This is a genomic window from Paenibacillus sp. P3E (assembly GCF_001909045.1).
Lineage (GTDB): Bacteria > Bacillota > Bacilli > Paenibacillales > Paenibacillaceae > Paenibacillus_AQ > Paenibacillus_AQ helianthi.
This window is the reverse complement of sequence record NZ_LVWH01000009.1, coordinates 1-16251: the sequence shown is the minus strand read 5'-3', so window position 1 is coordinate 16251 and position 16251 is coordinate 1. Positions and strand designations below refer to the sequence as shown.

General features: G+C 45.3%; 23 protein-coding genes. 6 read left to right on the top strand and 17 right to left on the bottom strand.

The annotated features are described in order from the left end of the window. Positions 1–262: 262 nt before the first annotated feature. The 7 genes from rnz to A3842_RS02910 form a co-directional block, all read right to left on the bottom strand. Entirely contained in the window at positions 263–1225 is a 963-nt protein-coding gene (gene rnz / locus A3842_RS02940) for a ribonuclease Z (RefSeq protein WP_074100369.1), read from the bottom strand. Positions 1226–1423: 198 nt separating this feature from the next. Next, complete coding sequence (gene metH, locus A3842_RS02935) at positions 1424–4801, bottom strand: methionine synthase (protein ID WP_371915978.1); 3378 nt, start codon at positions 4799–4801, stop codon at positions 1424–1426. Positions 4802–4972: 171 nt separating this feature from the next. Beyond that, a complete protein-coding gene (locus tag A3842_RS02930) occupies positions 4973–5410 on the bottom strand; it encodes a FixH family protein (RefSeq protein ID WP_074100367.1) in 438 nt (145 codons plus the stop codon). 224 nt (positions 5411–5634) lie between these two features. Further along, positions 5635–6420: an HAD family hydrolase gene (locus A3842_RS02925; RefSeq protein ID WP_074100366.1), complete on the bottom strand. Its 786-nt coding sequence runs from the start codon at positions 6418–6420 to the stop codon at positions 5635–5637. Positions 6421–6456: 36 nt separating this feature from the next. Next, positions 6457–6984: a hypothetical protein gene (locus tag A3842_RS02920; RefSeq protein WP_074084556.1), complete on the bottom strand. Its 528-nt coding sequence runs from the start codon at positions 6982–6984 to the stop codon at positions 6457–6459. Between the two features lie 84 nt (positions 6985–7068). Beyond that, positions 7069–7242: a DUF896 domain-containing protein gene (locus A3842_RS02915; protein WP_074084557.1), complete on the bottom strand. Its 174-nt coding sequence runs from the start codon at positions 7240–7242 to the stop codon at positions 7069–7071. 110 nt (positions 7243–7352) lie between these two features. Continuing rightward, positions 7353–7766 (bottom strand): LysM peptidoglycan-binding domain-containing protein, encoded by a 414-nt coding sequence (locus A3842_RS02910; RefSeq protein WP_074100365.1) that lies wholly within the window; start codon positions 7764–7766, stop codon positions 7353–7355. Between the two features lie 239 nt (positions 7767–8005). Between A3842_RS02910 and lexA the strand changes: the two genes are divergently transcribed. The 3 genes from lexA (at position 8006) to A3842_RS02895 (ending at position 9736) form a co-directional block, all read left to right on the top strand. Next, a complete protein-coding gene (gene lexA / locus A3842_RS02905; RefSeq protein WP_025704214.1) occupies positions 8006–8632 on the top strand; it encodes a transcriptional repressor LexA in 627 nt (208 codons plus the stop codon). Between the two features lie 235 nt (positions 8633–8867). Next, positions 8868–9206: a L,D-transpeptidase gene (locus A3842_RS02900; protein ID WP_074084559.1), complete on the top strand. Its 339-nt coding sequence runs from the start codon at positions 8868–8870 to the stop codon at positions 9204–9206. 152 nt (positions 9207–9358) lie between these two features. Then, on the top strand, positions 9359–9736 hold the full coding sequence (locus tag A3842_RS02895; protein WP_074084560.1) for a hypothetical protein: 378 nt from the start codon (positions 9359–9361) through the stop codon (positions 9734–9736). 95 nt (positions 9737–9831) lie between these two features. Here A3842_RS02895 and A3842_RS02890 read toward each other — a convergent pair whose 3' ends face one another. From A3842_RS02890 to A3842_RS02875, 4 genes are all read right to left on the bottom strand, one after another. Then, the gene (locus A3842_RS02890; protein WP_074100364.1) at positions 9832–10296 is read right to left on the bottom strand and encodes a hypothetical protein; all 465 of its coding nucleotides are present in this window, start codon (positions 10294–10296) and stop codon (positions 9832–9834) included. Positions 10297–10411: 115 nt separating this feature from the next. After that, entirely contained in the window at positions 10412–10630 is a 219-nt protein-coding gene (locus tag A3842_RS02885; RefSeq protein ID WP_074084562.1) for a hypothetical protein, read from the bottom strand. Positions 10631–10756: 126 nt separating this feature from the next. Then, positions 10757–10942: a hypothetical protein gene (locus tag A3842_RS02880; RefSeq protein ID WP_074084563.1), complete on the bottom strand. Its 186-nt coding sequence runs from the start codon at positions 10940–10942 to the stop codon at positions 10757–10759. A gap of 106 nt (positions 10943–11048) precedes the next feature. Next, the gene (locus A3842_RS02875; RefSeq protein WP_074084564.1) at positions 11049–11276 is read right to left on the bottom strand and encodes a hypothetical protein; all 228 of its coding nucleotides are present in this window, start codon (positions 11274–11276) and stop codon (positions 11049–11051) included. 411 nt (positions 11277–11687) lie between these two features. On the opposite strand from A3842_RS02875, the gene A3842_RS02870 reads away from it, so the two are divergent. Continuing rightward, positions 11688–11906 carry a hypothetical protein gene (locus A3842_RS02870; protein WP_074084565.1) on the top strand — a complete coding sequence of 73 codons (219 nt, stop codon included), beginning with the start codon at positions 11688–11690 and terminating at the stop codon, positions 11904–11906. A 111-nt stretch (positions 11907–12017) separates the two neighbouring features. Here the strand turns inward: A3842_RS02870 and A3842_RS02865 are convergent, their stop codons facing one another. The 3 genes from A3842_RS02865 to A3842_RS02855 form a co-directional block, all read right to left on the bottom strand. Continuing rightward, positions 12018–12290 (bottom strand): hypothetical protein, encoded by a 273-nt coding sequence (locus tag A3842_RS02865; protein WP_143186139.1) that lies wholly within the window; start codon positions 12288–12290, stop codon positions 12018–12020. A 349-nt stretch (positions 12291–12639) separates the two neighbouring features. Next, complete coding sequence (locus A3842_RS02860) at positions 12640–12999, bottom strand: YmaF family protein (RefSeq protein WP_074100362.1); 360 nt, start codon at positions 12997–12999, stop codon at positions 12640–12642. Between the two features lie 498 nt (positions 13000–13497). Beyond that, the gene (locus A3842_RS02855; RefSeq protein ID WP_074100361.1) at positions 13498–13716 is read right to left on the bottom strand and encodes a helix-turn-helix domain-containing protein; all 219 of its coding nucleotides are present in this window, start codon (positions 13714–13716) and stop codon (positions 13498–13500) included. Positions 13717–14226: 510 nt separating this feature from the next. Between A3842_RS02855 and A3842_RS33855 the strand changes: the two genes are divergently transcribed. Beyond that, complete coding sequence (locus A3842_RS33855) at positions 14227–14406, top strand: DUF7667 family protein (RefSeq protein ID WP_483874418.1); 180 nt, start codon at positions 14227–14229, stop codon at positions 14404–14406. Then, positions 14403–14639 carry a hypothetical protein gene (locus tag A3842_RS02850; RefSeq protein WP_074084569.1) on the top strand — a complete coding sequence of 79 codons (237 nt, stop codon included), beginning with the start codon at positions 14403–14405 and terminating at the stop codon, positions 14637–14639. The genes A3842_RS33855 and A3842_RS02850 overlap by 4 nt, the downstream gene beginning before the upstream one ends. Positions 14640–14696: 57 nt before the next feature. On the opposite strand, the gene A3842_RS31815 is transcribed toward A3842_RS02850, so the two are convergent. From A3842_RS31815 to A3842_RS02835, 3 genes are all read right to left on the bottom strand, one after another. Beyond that, on the bottom strand, positions 14697–14927 hold the full coding sequence (locus tag A3842_RS31815) for a hypothetical protein (RefSeq protein ID WP_143186138.1): 231 nt from the start codon (positions 14925–14927) through the stop codon (positions 14697–14699). Positions 14928–15191: 264 nt separating this feature from the next. After that, the gene (locus A3842_RS31420; protein ID WP_143186137.1) at positions 15192–15434 is read right to left on the bottom strand and encodes a YhjD family protein; all 243 of its coding nucleotides are present in this window, start codon (positions 15432–15434) and stop codon (positions 15192–15194) included. A gap of 117 nt (positions 15435–15551) precedes the next feature. Continuing rightward, complete coding sequence (locus A3842_RS02835; RefSeq protein WP_143186136.1) at positions 15552–15791, bottom strand: hypothetical protein; 240 nt, start codon at positions 15789–15791, stop codon at positions 15552–15554. Between the last annotated feature and the right edge of the window lie 460 nt (positions 15792–16251).

The following is a 16251-nucleotide window of genomic DNA, read 5'->3' as shown; positions in this document are numbered from 1 at the left end:
TATTAAATCTTATTAATTTTCTGTTTTCCTCTATAGCTTTCAACCAATTAGCCAGTCGTTCTATATGGAAAAAGAATTGGCTTATGGGTATTCCACACGCATAACATGAAGCTTTTTCGCCAATATCTTTGCTTCTTCGTTTCTTTTTCATCCTGCTAATCCTTAAAATTTAACACACCTCGTCGAACACTATCGAACGCCCGCCCCGCCAGTCTTTTTTTGGCATGGCACTGTCATTTCCTGCGCTTTCCCGGAAAATAATTCACTTTCCCGGATCATTCTCCTGAGGATTTCCCGGAGATCTGCGGTATACCGGAAAGGTGCCGAACTCTTCAGCCAGCAGCGTCTGAGGAAAGATTGCCTGCGCTTCCATAAGCAGCGGCAGCAGCTCTTCCTGTGAAGTGTAGCGGGAACTGAAGTGAGTCAGCAGCAACTCCCGTCCACCTGCATCGCGGGCCAGCTCGGCGGCCTGTACGGCAGTGCTGTGATGATACTGATAAGCCATATCCTTCAGATCGTGGCCAAAGGTTGCCTCATGGATGATCAGATCCGCATCCAAGGCAAGCGGTAAAGCCCCCTTGCAGGGTCTTGTATCTCCCAGGACGGTTATAATTCGGCCTCGTTTCGGAGCATTCACCACTTCAGCTGCACAGATCAGGACGCCTTCCTCATTCGTTACATCTTGCCCCTTTTTTAATAAGCCATAGAGCGGTCCTGGTTTCAGACCATAGCTTTGCAGTATTTCTGTATTCAGGTTGCCCGGACTGTCTTTCTCCGTCACCCGGTAACCATAGCTGTCGATCCGGTGTTCCAGCAATCCAGCCTCAACCTTAAAGCTGTCATCCTCAAAGATCAGGCCTCCGCTATGTTCAACAATCTCTATTGCATATGGAATCCGGGACTGGCTGACTGACAAGGAGATATCCAGATAGGCTTTTAGACCAGGAGGTCCATACACCGTAAGCGGTCCTGTACCGCCTTGATATCCGCGGCTGGATAACAGACCCGGTAATCCGAACAGGTGGTCACCATGGAGATGGGTGATGAACAGCTTTTCAAGCTTTCCCAGCCGAAGCGGGGATCGTAGAACCTGGTGCTGCGTACCTTCTCCACAATCGAACATCCAGAAGCTTCGGCGTTCTTCCAACAAGCGGAGTGCAACCGAAGTTACATTCCTCTGTAGCGTTGGAACCCCGGCATTTGTACCCAAAAAGTATATTTCCACTCATGCTCCTCCTCTCTATATTTTTAAAAACGCTTCAAATGCTGTAGAGCAGAATCTCATGCAGAGAATTTTACCCTTTTTGGGACAAAAAATCATCTTTCCGGTAAACGTATAGCTCCAGCAAAAAACCTCCCGGTTACGGGAGGTTCCGCTCTAATAGGGTGCAATCCCTACAGAATGAGTATACCGGACGGAAGCTTATTGCTTCTCCACATTAAAATACTGCGCTTCCGGGTGCGCGAACACCATCGCCGACACCGAAGCTTCGGGCTCCATCATGAAGCCTTCAGTAAGCTCGACACCAATGTCCTCAGGTGACAGCAGCTTGAATAGAGGTCCCTGATCCTCCAGATCCGGGCAAGCAGGATAACCGAAGGATACGCGAATGCCTTGATACCGGGCTCCGTGTCTTTGCTTCATGGTCATATCCGCCGGGTCCGGGAACCCCCATGTATCCCGTATCATATGATGAACGCGCTCCGCTAAACCTTCAGCTACCTCCAGCGCAACCGCCTGCAGGGCGTGGGAACGCAGATAATCGCCTTTGTCCTTCAATTCAGCCGACATTTCGCGGACACCATGACCTGCCGTAACCACCAGGAAACCGACATAATCCATAATTCCGCTGTCAACGGATTTCAAGAAGTCTGCCAGACATAGATAAGGCTCCACATTCTGTCGGGGGAAAGTGAAGGTATGGAGTACCTTGGCTGTATCCTGCGGATCGTAGATCAGAATGTCATTGCCATTCCCTTGAGCCGGGAAAAATTGATACATGGCTTGCGGAGTTATCGTACCTTCCAGCATCGCTTTATGCAGAATGTTATCCACGGTCTCCTTGAGTTCCACTGTGCGTTGGTCACCAGCAGCAAGCTGAGCTTCCACTGAACCCTTCAGTCCAAGATGATGACCCAGCAGCATCTGCATATTTACATAAGGAATAATATGTCCTAACGGGTAATTGCGCAGGACATGCCGCTCCAGATCAGGCGGCGTAAAGACCGGAGCATCCGCCGAAATCTTGGAACGGACCGCCCTTGTCAGCACTGGCAGCTCCTGCTGTGGAGCCACGGCTACCGCCGCCTCAGCTTCAAGGCGCACTTCCTCTTCAATTTTCAAACGTTCATCCGGATTCATCAACCGGTTGGCGATATCCAGGCCGTCCATGGCGTCCTTGGCATAGAGCACCAGACCGTCATATTCCGGCCGGATACGTGTCTTGGTGAACTTGCGTGTCAATGCAGCGCCGCCAACCATGATCGGCACATCGATACCTGCGGTACGCAAATCCTGAGCAGTCAGCACCATTTGCTGCGCCGACTTCACGAGCAAGCCGGACAGGCCAATCGCATCCGCTTTTTCCCGCCGAAACGCTTCGATGATATTCTCCGGTGGTACTTTTATACCCAGATTGATAATCTCGTAACCATTATTGGAGAGGATGATCTCCACCAGATTTTTACCGATGTCATGCACATCACCCTTAACCGTAGCCAGCATGATCTTACCCTTTACAGATGTCTCATCCTTCTGCATGAACTGTTCCAAATGGTTGACAGACGCCTTCATCACTTCAGCGCTTTGCAGCACTTCTGCAACAATCAGCTCATTGTTGTTGAACAGTCTGCCAACTTCAGACATTCCAGCCATCAACGGACCGTTAATGATCTCCAGCGGACCCGACTTGTTCAGAGCTTCGTTCAGATCGGGAATCAAGCCTTCTTTGGTCCCTTCCACTACATAGGAGGCCAAGCGCTCCTCCAAGGAGAGACTGGAGATTTTCTCCTTCTTCTCCACCTTCTTCCCGCGAAAAGCGGCAACGAATGCGGACAACGTATCATCATTTGTATTATAGATCAACTGCTCAGCCAGATAACGGTCCTGTTCTGAAATGGAGGCATACCGCTCTACCTTTTCCGTATTCACGATGGCATAGTCCAGTCCGGCCTTAGTGCATTCATAGAGGAATACCGAGTTAAGCACCTCGCGACCCGCTTCAGGCAGACCAAACGAGACATTGCTTATACCCAGGATGGTATGCACCTCAGGAAGGGCTTCCTTAATTAGACGGATACCGTCGATTGTCTCCTTGGCGGAACCGATATACTGCTCATCCCCGGTACCTACAGGAAATACCAGTGTATCAAAAATCAGATCCTCCGGCGCCAGACCATACTTATTAACCAGCAGCTCGTAAGAACGTTTCGCAACTTCCAGCTTATCTGTAGCTTTAATAGCCTGTCCCGTTTCATCTATGGTGCCCACAACAATGGCGGCGCCATATTTATGGATCAGCGGAGTGACCAGCTCGAATTTTTCTTCACCATCTTCAAGATTAATGGAGTTAATGATCGCCTTGCCCTGGCAGTACTGTAGTGCCAGATCAATTACCTTGGGATCGGTGGTGTCAATCATAAGCGGAACCTTTACCTTTTTGACCACCAGTTCCAGAAATTTCTTGATATCTTCACTCTCATCACGGTCCGGGTCCTGAACACAGACATCTATCACTTGTGCACCACTCTTCACCTGAGCCCGGGCGATTTCGGAAGCTTCTTCATATTTCCCCTCCACAATCAGCCGCTTGAACTTCCGCGAGCCAAGAACATTCGTGCGTTCACCCACCATATACGGGCGGTTGTCACTCTCAATATATACAGGCTCAATCCCGGAAAGTGCCGGCGGATGCTGTCCATCTAGACCACGGGGCGGATACACCGCAAGCGCCTCAGCCATTGCACGGATATGGTCCGGTGTGGTTCCGCAGCAACCCCCGGCAATATTGAGCCAGCCCTTCTCGGCAAAACCGGCAAGCTTACGGGCAAGAGAATCCGGCGACTCGTGATAATTACCGTTTTCGTCGGGCAGACCTGCATTCGGATAGCAACTTACTGCTGCTGAGGAGATTGCCGAGAGTGAACGGATATGGTCACGCATAAACTCAGGTCCGGTCGCACAGTTGAGCCCGATGGAGATAGGTTTCAAATGCTCCAGTGAAATGTAAAAAGCTTCAATGTTCTGCCCGGCAAGTGTAGTCCCCATCGGTTCTATCGTCCCTGAGATCATGACCGGCAGCGTTACCCCCGTCTGCTCAAAAGCATTGCGGATGCCGATGCTTCCCGCCTTCACATTGAGTGTATCCTGAGAAGTTTCGAGCAGCAGCGCATCCACTTTCCCGTCGATCAGCGCGACCGCCTGTTCCTCATAGCTCTTCACAAGTTCATGGAATGTGACACCACCAGTCACTGAAAGGGTCTTCGTTGTTGGTCCCATAGCCCCGATAACATAACGTGGATGGTCAGCTGTATCATATTTGTCTACGGCATTCCGGGCCAGTCTGGCGGCTTCGAGATTGATCTCGCGTGCCCGCTGTGGAATATCATATTCGGCCAGCACGACAGAAGTCGCACCGAAAGTATTCGTCTCAATTAAATCCGCACCGGCTTCCAGATATTTCTCATGAATATCCTGTATGACCTCAGGCCGGGTGAGCACCAGCATTTCATTACAACCGTCAAGCTCTTCTCCGCCAAAATCCGCACCGGTAAGCGGCACCTGTTGAATCATCGTACCCATTGCTCCGTCAAGAATCAGTATGCGCTGTTGTAAGCTTTCAGCAAGTGTGAATTTAGCCACTTTCTATCCCCCCAGTAAAACATTAGAGTAAGTTTAGCAGAATATAAGGAATTCGAAAAGCCTTCCTTTCCAATCTACATTATCTGTTATTGCTGGCGGCAGCCCCCCGCCTTAGGTTTTGTTGTATTGTGGCTGAACCACAAGCTTTTTACTGGGCATAGAATGCTGTGTCCGAGCAGTTACATGGGAAGTCACCGTAAACTCGCCAGCTGTTTCTACTATTCCTTCAGCCTTATATGTACCATCCCCTGCTGATTCCCCAGTGAACTCCAACTTCTTGTCCGTATTGCTGTTACTTCTGATTTCAAAAAGAACCTCTTTTGCATCATTCACTGGTTCGCCGTCCTGTGTCACCAGCGCTTCAAAACTCACCTTCTGGCCTGCAGTAACCTGCTGGGGGCTCCAATTCAACTCTACTTTTATAGGCTCCATAGACATGTTTGCCACAGTATGCATATGACTCTCCGTCTTCCCGCCTCCTGAACAGCCTGAAAGAGCTACTGTGATCATTACCGATAAAAATGCTGCCAGCTTCCTTTGATGGATCATTTGGAATCCCTCCGAATCAAGGTAGGTTAATATCATACTGACATATCTGTGAAGCATTTCTTTTCTATTATACACATAATATTCAGATAATCAGTAATCCAACTCTTTTTCCCACCCCAATTTGTGAGAATGGTCACATCGCCACTGATACACACGAGATTTATTTACATGCTAAAAAAAACCGCATCCCCATTTGATCAGGATAACGGTTTTTGGAAGAGATACTATAAAGATTTCACAAGCGGAAGAAGCTCACTAAGATGACCAATCTGATAGTCCGGTGTAATTTCAGGATCAGTTTCTTTACCGGTGCGGTTAATCCATACGGTAGTCAGGCCTGCGCCAAGACCGCCAAGGATATCAGTAGTCAGCTTGTCGCCAACCATAATTCCTTCCTCCGGCGAAATATCAAGCAGTTCCATCGCATGTGTAAATATCCCTTTGTCCGGTTTGCCTTTACCGAAATTGCCTGAAATCACAATATGGTCAAAGTACGGAATCAACGCAGGCACACCATCCAGCTTCTCCTGCTGCAATGCAGGACACCCGTTCGTCAAGAGCAGCAGCTTCACCTTACCCTTGAGCTGGTCTAACACATGCAGCGTTTCTTCATACATGTATGGGCGGCTTCGGCGTTCTGCGGCAAATTTAGCAGCCAGCTCTGCAGCCAGCGCTTCATCCTCCACACCCAGTGCTGCCAGCCCGCGGCGCCAGGATTCGTTACGGTAGACAGGAGCAAGCTGCTCCATCTTCCGGAATTCAAGCTGTTCACCTGCTGTAAAATTCCCCCACAGCGCTTCAAAAGGATTGATCCCAATCAGCTTGGTGAACGGAAACGTTTCATATGATTCATACAAATTCCTCGCTTCCCTGCGGACAGCTGCTTCCAGTTCCTTAGGATCGACGGATTCACCTGCTGCTTCACTGGCATAACGAAATGCTTCTTCAACGCTACGCTCATCCCAGAGCAGTGTGTCATCAAGGTCAAAGAGTACGGCGGAAATCGGCATTATAGTTCTCCCTCTCCCTATGCAGGACGTATCTTTCTATTCGTTCACATATTCTACATGATTCTGCTTGGCGAACTGCTCCAGACGCTCACCCATTGCATTAATGTCATAACGGTTGAACAACCTGGAGAATACCCACTGTGTGCGTTTACCTTTATACTTAATGGAAACTGCACCACGGGTAACGGTAATTTTTTCAATATCCGCTGCTGGAAGCTGACGCTCACGGTTGTATTTAATGGTGGCAAGTCTGGCACGTTCAACCTTCAAATATGGACGGCGGAAAAACAGCAGTGCCGCAAGCAGGAAATACAGTACCACTCCCAGCCAGTTGGCAAGAATGCCGCTGCCTTTAGCTTCATCTATAGAACCAACTACCCAGAACATGATGCCAAGCATCAACAATATAACCGGAAATACAATATTGCGGCCTTTAAAAATATCGCTGCTCTTTGCCGCGGCAGAAGTGGTTGATGCATAGATGGAATCTTTCCCTTGCTTCTTGCGTTGCTTGTTGATTTGCTGTGTGTTGCGTTGAACCATTCTTTCCCAAGAACGGGCCATGTCAGTTCCCCCTAGTCATCCTATAATATCTATGAAAAGGAACAGAGCATCATTAACTCCTGCCTTGTTGCCTTGTTCATGCGCTTATTTGTCCACAATTTCAATATTATTAAGTTGAGCACGGAAGTTACTGCGGATATTACCCAGGTAGATCTCGCGAAGCTTGGCTCTTTCCGTAAGCTCCTCTTCATTCAGGCCGTCACTCTTCTGTTTGCGCGCTAATTCATTGATGCGGGCGACCAATTCGTCAATGTTCAATATGTTCCCCTCCCCTATAAATTCATTCTAACTTTGCCATGAGAAAAAGAGCTTGTCAAGGTCTACTCCCTGAAAGCTCCTGGTATCCATCTATAGGTACTCTATCAGTATTAATATACAGGTAAACTCAGCACATCGCCGGCTTGGATATTGCTGTTCTTAAGACCGCTCGTCCGTTTGATTCCTTCTATATATACAGCCGTTTTCATATGAGCCGGTTTATTCTTAAGTGCTATGCTCCAAAGTGTATCCCCGCGTTCAACAACAACCCTCTTCTCCTGCTTGGCCGACAACACCGATCCCGCAAAAACATTGCCTACCACAGTAAATCCGGAAATCACTAACAGAAAAATCAAGGCCAGCTTTACAATTGTGTCCTGGCGGAGCAATCTGCGGCAAGGTGCTGTTAAAGAGAAAAGAAGATTCTTCATATCTAGTCTATCATTGTATGCAGAACGGGCTCTCGCTGTTTGGTCCTCATGAACCTCGTCGTAAATACTACGGTATGTGCTGTACTTTAACATATTAACCGACCTCCAAACACTTGTTCTTACTTTCGAAATTAATATAACACGAACATGTGTTTTGATCAATACTTTTTTCGAACAATTGTTCCCTTATTCTTCGAACCTCTTTTTCTGTTATATCAACTCCGCTTTTCCATTCTCCAGCTGCCATTCCCGATCGTTTTAGAACTTATGTTTGTACGAACGGAAGTTCTATGTTATAATTTTCCCAAACATAGTATATGGGGTTGATTCCGATGTCAAAGATTTCGAGTCGTCAACTGGCGATCCTGGAATTTATTCGTAACGAAGTCCGCAGCAAGGGGTATCCGCCTTCTGTCCGGGAAATCGGTGAAGCTGTAGGACTGGCTTCCAGCTCCACGGTACACGGTCACCTGGACCGGTTGGAGAAGAAAGGGCTTATCCGCCGTGATCCAACGAAACCGCGTGCAATAGAACTGCTGGGACAAGAGGATTCCGAGAATGTTCATCAATTTGTTCAGACGGTAACACGCATTCCAGTCGTTGGAAAGGTTACCGCCGGGGTACCGATTACAGCAACAGAGAATATCGAGGACTACTTTCCGCTGCCTACTCATTATGTAGGTGATAACAAAGTGTTCATGCTGTCTGTTCTTGGTGACAGTATGGTCGACGCTGGCATTATGAATGGTGACTATGTAATCGTCCGCCAACAGCAGACAGCAGATAATGGCGATATCGTCGTTGCCATGACTGAAGAAGATGAAGCAACAGTTAAGACCTTCTACAAAGAACGTGACCATATCCGTCTGCAGCCGGAGAATCCGGCTTATGAGCCTCTACGTCTGAATCGAGTTACGATTCTGGGCAGAGTTATCGGCCTATTCCGCGATATTCATTAGTAAGTCCCCGTCTCATTTATAACTGTTCCGCTTAATAGCGGAACAGTTTTTTCATATTCCTCCAATCTATCAATTGTTTTCCACACTATTAAGTACTATTTGTTGGCCTATATTGTTACCCTCTGCCTGATTAACCGAAGGGGAACAATTGTTCGCTATAGGTTTTCTATCTAATTTTCCAGAACTCTCTCTACACTCCACTCATATCCTGATCATAAAAGGAGTGTTGATCAAAATGCCCAATTATCGAATCATTATCGATCTGTCACAGCGAATGCTGTATCTTCTGGACAATGACACTGTAATTAGAGGTTTTCCTGTCGGCATAGGCAAGATGCTATCCGTCTCTCCGGTTGGAGAATATACCATTATCAACAAACAGAAAAACCCCGGCGGCCCTTTCGGAGTTTTTTGGATGGGCCTATCCAAACCCCATTATGGGATTCACGGAACCAACGATCCTTCCTCCATCGGTAAAAAGGTCTCCCATGGCTGTATTCGCATGTACAATGAAGATGTGTTATCCCTCGCAGCAACAGTTCCCATTGGAACCCGCGTAACTATTCGGGAATAACAGCACAAAGGACACCTTAGCGAGATATTTGTCAACGTCTCACTAGGTGTCCTTCATGTTCAAACATTTATTTTGCATACAAACAGGAAAAGCGGAGTAATATGTCGAAACCTGTATATTGGTAAATTAAATCTTGAAAGGAAGTGTCTGGTTTGAATCAATCCAAAATAAGAACCCATGTCGACTTCAAGGTCGACGCATTAGGTAAACTCTCCAATCTTTTACTGAACAATAATCATGGGGAACGCAGAGTCAATATCCTTACAGCCTTCGGCAGCATTCAAGGCAACGTAGCTTCGAACACCAGCAGTAATGAGGATGTATTTAACCTCAAATCATTGATGGACGATGTCATCGTTGATGAATACATTTCCTACTTGGGTGCTGAGCATCCTGAAAAGACTTTCAATTACAATTTTGTAGTTTTGGATAATGTAATTGTACGGCCTTTCGCCAGCTTTGGAACTGAAATTGAATATAAGCAGCTGATTGTCTATGCCGAGCAAATAACGTCCTTCAACTTCATGTAAAACCTGTTTATGATTACATATTGAAGTAATAGACGGATAATGTCTCCCGGTGAATCTCAGGCTTATCCCATTCACGACCCGGGAGCACATTGTTCTTATTGCTGAGTCTGCTCATATCCAAGCTCATCCAGAATGCCTTCAGCCAGTACAAGCTGCACCTCTTCCGGCTCCTTCAGCTTCCTGGCGTAGACTACTGCACTTTTGGCAACTTTCTCAATCAATCTTCGGCCCTGTTCCTTGGTGATCGACACTTCTACCCCAGAGCGCCCTACCACTTCAGATAAGCAGAAAAAGACAATACGCATACTATAATTCTCCCTGCTTAAAAAGTAGAATAAGTGAGGAACATTTTTCAGCAGACGATCCACCCAATTCGTAATCTCACGGATCTGATAAATCTCTCTGCGATCCTGCTCATACCCGTTAAATATGAGCGTTACCTTCCCGCGCATTTTCTTTTTCTCATACTTCTTGAATTCCCGTAAATAATTCTCCAGTCTTCCCTTTTCCACATCTTCCCTAGAAATATTCATCACTGTAACATCTTCATCTTGTTCCATCTCTATCACCTTCCACTTATGTAAGATAACCGGGTTCACATCTATGAAAAGGCATCACGGGGGATGCCTTAGATTACAAGACTTCTTTTGAAGGTTAAGATCTAAGCATTAAACCTTACAGCACACTTCTAAGCAATCGGATAGCCGCAGCGTTTAAGCGTAATGCTTCCCGTATGGAAGCTCTCGCAGCCAGCAGCTCACGTCTGGCACGGCTTGGGTTTGGCACCCGGCGCAAGTTTTCATTGATTTCTTCCAGTCTTTCCAGCAAAATAGCTCTTTGTGTCCGCAGCAAACTGATAGCTCTGCGGATTCTCGCACGTTCGCGTTCTGTCATCATTACACCTCTTTTACGTTTTATAGTATAAGAGATGCAAGAGCAGACACATTGGTATGTGTTATCTGGCAACAATAACAATTTATAAAACAAAAGAGCCGCTTTTCAGCAGCTCTCAGAGTCAGGTTAAGCTTCCTTGACCTTTATAGAGATCACATTCGCCGGATTAATGTGTTTGCCGCCCGCCATAATCCATTCTGTAAGTCCACTAGATTTCAGATGTGCCCGTGCTTCCTCCGCCGTCTTGAATGTGGATTCCAGCTCTTCAATTTGTCCATTCACATATTGAAGCTCATAATGAACTGCACTCACAATGAACCACCTCCTATTTCTATCTATTCTATTAATTCGACACTTGGAATGGTTTACCTGTATACCCAGGCTGTCAACTGATCTGGACTAACGTTGAACTTGTCCGTTATTCTTGCTTCTTTGGCACACGGACTCTGAACTCAAACCCTTCCCGGCTGTAACACATTCCAGCAACAAGAACATCTTCAGGCGTCCATCTCTGAACAGGACCGGCATAATCTGCTATGACATGCGGCTTGCCTTCAATCAATTGAACAACGTATACCTTCACTTGTGCGAGAGCTGCCGCGAACAAATCGGCATCGCTCGTCAGAACCTTATATGTTGATTTCAAAACAGCTCCTCCTTATCTACTGTTTCCCACTGCTCATAAATTACACATTTTTAAGCAATTATGTACGAATCCCAAGCAGCAAATCCGTTCGGACAAGTATTACACTACAATAACAAATAATCACCTACATAATACCACGATTATCATCCCAATAATCAGGCTGAACCACAAAAATATGCATGCGGGTCATATTTCATTCTATAGGTAGTATACAGCCGCATGGAACAATATGTAAACGATTTAGCAGGCTTATTTTGTCAAAAACATTATTCTTCTTTTTTTGGTATTCGTTCAAAATGATGTGCTTCCGCGGATATGCGTGTCATTTTCATGACTTTGCTTGCCTTTCTGCCCGTGATTTGATAAGACTAAGGTAGTTTGTTCCCAGATTGGATATGAGGAGGATGCACATTGGAAGAAGTACGGATACAAAAAAAAGACCGTGCCGTCAGCTTTAGGGTGATCGAGGAGGAAGGCGAGTATATCGTTTTTGACATGTCACTCTCAAACCCGGCCAGCAACCGCACCCATTATACCGGTAAACAGTTCGCAGAAGCCTGGAAAGCCGTTGAATCAATTCTAGGCGAAACCGAGATTCCTGATGAAATAATAAAATATGCAAATTCTTAACTCAGAACTTAAAGGGCCCCGGCAAACGGGGCTTTTCATTTATTTAGCGATATCCATTTATGAACAATTGTTCCCTATCTAGTTATCCGCGTATTTTTTAAGTTGAATCGGTTAGTGCTTGTCGCGCGGGGTATCTACATACTGCCCGGTCAGTGGATCAAAGCGGGGACGTGGACCCGCGATCCGATGTTCAATCCGCAGTATAGAACGGAGCAACTCCCCAAAACCTATAAAAAACATTCCCCCAATAGACGACCACATCGCTATATACACTCCAGTCAGTACACTTTCTGCGTCGACTGCTATTGGAATAGAGACAATTAATCCCGCCACCAATAACAAACCGCCAAAATATTGGAGATATTCACCTTTCACAGGATTCACTCCTCACACTATTATTCACGGCTGCAATCAATGAAACTTTATTTTCTCCTTAAGCTCCACTAAGGTGGCCAGCGAAATCCCAATGATCAGTAAACAATTCTATATAAGATTCATAGACAGCTTGATCGTCCCGCCTTTAGAACGGCTTGATCGTGAAACCCTTTACGCTTGTGATCAGAAGTAAATAACAGCCTAAGTATAATTGATTTCGGACATTCTGTGAATGAATAGTACATCACCGATACGCCAGAAGCCCATCCACATTAATAAAATACTCATTTTCCCTCTTCCTTATTAAGCGCACCCACCATTAAAACCCCGCCATTACACTGACGGGGCAATGATCATTTTAAATAAGCGGTTCTTGAATCAAAGTGGCAAAATTAAATTGGTGCTGATGGCCATCATTTAAAGTAGTGAGACCCGTAACAAAATGTACATGCTTGCCATTACCAACCGAAATCGCCGGCCCCGTCCGAATCTTTTTGAGATTATGAAAATGGTTTAAGAAATCCGTTTTAGTGAGATCAATTTCATGAACATGGCTTTTTCCTACCCGAATCGCTTGCCCTGTAACGCCTGCGAACCGATGGTTATGTCGATCTGCTCCTTCTTCCGCCAGTTTGGTACTACCCTCAAATTCATGGACATGCCTCTGCGTCAATTTAGCAGATCTTACTTTCTTTAGTATAGGATTTTTATTCTGCATTCGTAGCCTGCCTCCTTATAGTAGTGAACAATTATATCCTATTGAGGCAAGGGAATGTATGTGTTAGGCAACCGTTAAAATCCAAAAGATTTTTTACAACATCAATACATTTCATTTTGTACCCCTAATTGGCTATTAAAATCGAAGTTTGCTTTGATTTTGCAGGCATTTTATGGGCGCCGCCTTTTGAAGGTTTCATAAAACTCCACATGCACAAACACAAATAAAACCCTCAACGCCAACGGCGCCAAGGGCTGCTCATCCTAGTAAAGAGTCATGTATTGATCTCTTTCCCATTCGTGTACTTGTGTGCGGTTTACAGTTTGGCCTTTTTAGATCAATCTGAACGCTGCTGAATGCCTTGAACAAAAGGGAACTAAGAGAGGTAACTTTCTAAATATACTGCCTTCCTTCTATTATAAGTGGGCATTTTGTGGGCGTTTATGTGGGCACTACTTTTGAGTCATATTAAAGCTATAAAAATTGAGCCGTCCAGGATTACTCCTGTGGCGGCTCTTCTACATACTCAATCAATTCAGAAATGTCTTTCAATCCTAAAGCAATCATAATCTTGTTGAGATTTTCCGGGGACCAAGCTTTCGATTTATTATCAGCCATATCTGAGATAGTAGGGTACCGAATCCCTGTCATTTTAGATAGCTGATTTGCATTTAACCTTCTTTCATAAAGTAACTTGTCCAGTTTGAGTCTTAACATATGCTCACCTCATCCAGAATATACTCGATTTACGCATAAAATTCAACGAACACCGAATATTTTTATACGTTTATCGTTTATAAATACACTATTATCGTATATGATTAAGATAAGAAAGAAGGCGAACACTTTGGATAAAACGAGAAAAGAAAGGCGTAAGGAGTATCAGGTTGAAACAATCAAGACAGTGACGGCAATCATCGTCCTGATTAACTCGATACTCACCCTCATCGTCCTGCTCACCAAGTAGGAAAACCCGAAACCTTGGCCCCGAAAGGGGCTAAGGCGTAGGGGGATGAAATACAAGGGGCGCCTTTCCCTCTCGATTATAACATAACGATAAGGAGCGATGAAACGTGACCGTTAAACAAAAAATCACCTCGGTTATGACCTATGCCGCCCTAACTATAAGTATTGCAAACATCATTATACTGCTGGTGAAGTGGTAATGTTGCCCGTACACGTAAGGCTTGCAGAGTTTTACCACCTGCATAAGCCGGCAAACTCACAATCGAGCACTGTCCGGAGCTGCTGCAATATCTGTCCGTCAATGAACGGTATTGCTGGGATACTCTGAAGCTACGGCAGCTCACAAACACGGCAGCAGTCATACAGGACACAGAATGGCTGAGTGAACTCCAGATCCGTGAAAAAGCCCTTCGGCTAACTGGGAGGGCACCAAAACTATGATGCTGCAGAAGCTAAAGCCCGGGCTAGTTGTTCGGATCATCGAAGGACATGAGAGTGGTTTTGGCGGTCGGCAGGGGAAGATTATCGCTGTAGGAACTTTTCAGGGAGGACCTAAACATATAGGTGCGCTGGTGGATATTAACGAACCACTATTAATTAACATTGAATCAGAAGGATTAGAAGAAGCATATGATGACCCATTGCCACGAGGATGGGAGGAGTTTGAAGTATAACAAAAAACGCCTTGTTGGCCTTAATGGTCTGCAGGTCGTTTTCAACCGGAGATTCTATTATGGATGCGTCTTGGTTCCTTTTTTTCCGTTTGTAGGATTAGTATTACCCTTGGTGCTCCAGTTGTTGTTAAAACTATGATCTGGATCTGACCGGTAATGCGGAGCCACATAAGTCCCATTTTTCTTAGTATACCCGTGAACATAAACCCTTGCAGATGCTGAACTCATGAAACTTAGGGACATAACTGCAATTAATAAGATGACAGTTAATCTTTTAAAATATTTCAATTTATATACCTCCTAGTAATATTCACCTAAAAGGATATATCTAAAGACCTATGAAAAAATATGACGTTTTACACATTATGTAAGTATCTCTTGTACCAATCCAGCATACAGTATAAGTCCATCAGTATAATTTCTGAAGAGTTTTACTTATTTAAAGTTATCTTTTAATAAGTCTCCAAGATCCGCTGTATACTTGGTCAACCGCGGACTAATCTCTGTACGCATAAAATCCCGGGTCATTCCAAACCGCTCCTGGTATCCACGTCATAAGATTTTATGATACACCAAGAATTCCTTTTGCTCATCCGTAAGCACCTTCATATTCCGCTGCTTCAGCTCCCGCTGATAGGTATCTTGCATGATTCGACGCTGAATAGCTTGATCGGCCATCAGATAAGCCCGTTTAAGAATGTTGTTGGATTGTTCGATCTCTTTCAGGCTCTTGCCAACCATTGTATCAATGTAACGGAGCAATATGAGGTCGCCGTACCATCGTCCGCTAGTCAATCGTGATCAATTTATCTACAGATTCGCTTTGCTGCCCCTCGAACTGTTCAACATGTTCAGTCATGATCATTTTGCTTTTCCACCGCTCATTTCCCTCCAGTTTAGTCATTCCCCTCCTTAATGATACAGCCAGTAATCAATGTTATTCCCCTCTCTGCCGTTCTGTTCGCCCCGCTCCTGTGAGGTATCATACGGCACGTTACGTTCCCAGCCCTCAAGGATGGATACTGTCTGGATAGGCATGGATACGCTCCATTGTATGTAATTTTCGGCGGCCAGGACTTTGAACGCCTTGATGATCTCCGGCGGCCGCCGCCCGCTCAATCGCCCCAGCTCATTGATGTTAATATCGATCACTGCTTTATGCGCAAATTCTTCGAACGTCGCAGCCCGGAATCTTCAGATATCATTGGGACCAGGAAAGACATTTCATAATCAGAATTCATTCTGCGTTTTCGCGTCTCTTCGTAAGCACTGACTAGCTTTCCGACTAGAACCAAGTTCTTGTCTAACACTTCCAATTTGTCTTTCATTAACATCATCCTTTGCTAAGGAAAATTTTCCTGCCCATTAAGATGAAAAAACCACACCTGACTTGGCGTGGTTGAAATAAATATTTTATGATTCTTTAATATATCGCTTTACACATCATACGGTTTCAATTTCGATATTATTAATCTAAGACCAAAAGGGATCAGGAAAGATATTATAAGAGAAATTTTATATACAAGTCCACCAAGAGCAGCTAATTTATAAATTATTATTAATGATATCAAAAAGAATAGAAAGAAATTAAGTACTACTTCAATAGGAATAC